This is a genomic window from Frankia sp. CcWB2 (assembly GCF_977927585.1).
Map to the genome: position 1 here is coordinate 4305 of NZ_CDWRCM010000002.1, position 2374 is coordinate 6678.

Below are 2374 nucleotides of genomic sequence, written 5' to 3' on the forward strand. Positions count from 1 at the left end.
ACGTAGACATAGCCGCAGGGAACAACGCCGGTGATCCGCGCCCGGCCGTCGAGCAGGTCGATGACCATGCCGTCCTCGGCGAGCACCACGTGGTCCGGGGGCACCCCGGTCGCCTCGGCGAGCTTGGCGTGGGCCCGCAGGTGCCGCCATTCGCCGTGGACCGGCATGACGTTGGACGGCCTGGTGGCGTTCAGGACGTAGAGCAGCTCGCCCGCCGGGGCGTGACCCGAGGTGTGAACCTTCGCCACGCCCTTGTGAACGACCTTGGCGCCGTAGCGGGTCAGCCCGTTGATCACCCGGAACACCGCGTTCTCGTTGCCGGGGATGAGGCTGGAGGCGAGCACGACCGTGTCGCCGGCCTGGATGCGGATCTGGTGATCCCGATTGGCCATCCGGGACAGGGCCGAGAGCGGCTCCCCCTGGGAGCCCGTGGAGATCAGGCAGATGTTGCGGTCCGGCAGCGCGTCCACGTCCCGGGCGTCGACGATCAGACCCGGTGGCACCTGCAGCAACCCGAGGTCGCGGGCCACTCCCATGTTGCGGACCATCGACCTGCCCACGAAGCAGACCGACCGACCGTGCTCCTCGGCCGCGTCGAGCACCTGCTGCACCCGGTGCACATGGCTGGCGAAGCAGGCGATGATGATCCGGCGGGTCGCCTCGCGGAAGACTCCGTCGAGCACCGGGGCGATCTCCCGCTCGGAGGTGACGAACCCGGGCACCTCGGCGTTGGTCGAGTCGGACAGCAGCAGGTCCACACCCTCGCGGCCGAGCCGCGCGAAGCCCCCCAGGTCGGTCAGCCGGCCGTCGAGCGGCAGCTGGTCCATCTTGAAGTCGCCGGTGTGCAAGACGAGCCCGGCCTCGGTGCGGATGGCCACGGCCACGGCGTCCGGGATGGAGTGGTTGACCGCGAAGAACTCGCACTCGAACGGCCCGAAGGCGTGCCGCTCCTCCTCCCGGATCTCCTGAGTGACCGCCTTGACGCGGTGCTCGGCGAGCTTCGCGTTCATCAGCGCCAGGGTAAGCCGGGTGCCGATCAGCGGGATGTCACGCCGTTCCCGCAGCAGGTAGGGCACCGCCCCGATGTGATCCTCGTGCGCGTGGGTGAGGATCACCGCCTCGATGTCGTCGAGGCGATCCCGGATGGCGGTGAAGTCGGGCAGGATCAGGTCGATCCCCGGCTGGACGTCCTCCGGGAACAACACCCCGCAGTCCACGATCAGCAGCCGGCCGGCGTGTTCGAAGACGGTCATGTTGCGACCGATCTCCCCGACCCCACCGAGCGGGATGATCCGCAGGCCGTCCGCGCGCAGCGGCGGCGGCGGGCCGAGGTCGGGATGCGGATGGCTCATGAGACCTCACCCGCCGCGGCGACGGCCAGCCCGACAGACGAGGCGGGCCCGGACGAGACGGGCCCGGACGAGACGGGCCCGGACGAGGCGCCGGCCGGCGCGCCCGGTGGCCCGGCGACGTCGAGGACCGCCTCGGCGAGGTCCGCCCGCAGCCGCGCGACCTCGGCGGGAGCGGCGTCCACCAACGGTGGCCGGACCGGCCCCGCGGGCAGCCCGGCCAGCCGCAGCGCGGCCTTGGCCAGGATCACGCCCTGGCTGCGGAACATTCCTTCATACGCGGGCAGCAAGCCCTGATGCAGCGCGATCGCCCGACCCACCTCACCGGCCCCGAAGGCCTCGATCATGGCACGGATCGCGGGTGCGGCCACGTGCCCGACAACACTGATGACTCCGCAGGCCCCGATGGACAGCAACGGCAGGTTGAGCGCGTCGGTGCCGGAGTAATACGCCAGACCGGTCCGCGCCAGCACCCAGGAGGATGCGGGCAGATCGTCCTTAGCGTCCTTGACCGCGACGATACGCGGGTGTTCGGCCAACCGCACCAGAGTCTCCGACGCCACCGGGACCCCGGTCCGGCCGGGGATGTCGTAGATGACGACCGGTAGCCCGGTCGCCTCGGCGACGGTGACGAAATGCCGCAGCAACCCGGCCTGCGGTGGCTTGTTGTAGTAGGGCGTCACGACGAGCAGACCGTGCGCGCCCGCGGCTTCGGCGGCCCGCGCCAGTTCCACGCTGTGCGCGGTGTCACTCGTCCCGACACCGGAGATCACGCGGGCGCGGCTTCCCACGGCCTCGACGACGACCCGCACCAGGCGGTCCTTCTCCTCGGCGGTGGTCGTCGGAGACTCCCCGGTGGTGCCGTTGACCACGAGCCCGTCGTTGCCGGCGTCCACCAGACGGTTCGCGAGCTCCGCGGCACCCGCCTCATCGAGACCGCCGTCCGCCCGGAACGGCGTGACCATCGCTGTGATCACGCGCCCGAACGGCGCCGGCGGCAACATTGACATACCGGTCACGCTAGA

At 71.0% G+C, this 2374-nt stretch carries 2 protein-coding genes; both read right to left on the reverse strand.

The features are described 5' to 3' along the window. A partial coding sequence (locus ACY45C_RS00775; protein ID WP_462185754.1) for a ribonuclease J occupies positions 1-1352 on the reverse strand: 1352 nt, incomplete at its 3' end. Continuing rightward, entirely contained in the window at positions 1349-2368 is a 1020-nt protein-coding gene (dapA, locus tag ACY45C_RS00780) for a 4-hydroxy-tetrahydrodipicolinate synthase (RefSeq protein WP_462185795.1), read from the reverse strand. The genes dapA and ACY45C_RS00775, both read right to left, overlap by 4 nt. Positions 2369-2374: the final 6 nt, after the last annotated feature.